At 37.8% G+C, this 439-nt stretch carries 1 tRNA gene; it reads right to left on the minus strand.

Going from position 1 to position 439, the window contains the following annotated elements:
* Positions 1 to 231: 231 nt before the first annotated feature.
* Positions 232 to 307 (minus strand) — tRNA-Ala (locus tag VN21_RS00225).
* Positions 308 to 439: the final 132 nt, after the last annotated feature.

Genomic DNA, 439 nt, shown 5'->3' on the forward strand with positions numbered 1-439 from the left:
GCTTATCGCGTCCTTCATCGGCTCTTAGTGCCAAGGCATCCGCCCTGCGCCCTTAATAACTTGACCAGTTATTAAATGACTTCGCCAATGTCCATTCGTCAATATGACTCATGTCCCATTGCTTAAAAGTGTTATTTTTCAAAGAGTTTTCTTCTCTTATAATTGGTTTATTTAATCATCACTAAATGTTATGCAGTTTTCAAAGTACTAAAGTACAATTAAGTACTAATATGGTGGAGATGAGGAGGATCGAACTCCTGACCCCTTGCGTGCAAGGCAAGTGCTCTCCCAGCTGAGCTACACCCCCACATTTCATTCGACTTTTTTCGACACAAAATATAATAACATATCTCTGACGATTTGTCAAACATATTTTTGAAAGTTTTTAAGAACTCTCAAAATTAAACAGTAGGTAATTACTCCTTAGAAAGGAGGTGAT

Source organism: Paraclostridium benzoelyticum (assembly GCF_001006285.1).
Lineage (GTDB): Bacteria > Bacillota > Clostridia > Peptostreptococcales > Peptostreptococcaceae > Paraclostridium > Paraclostridium benzoelyticum.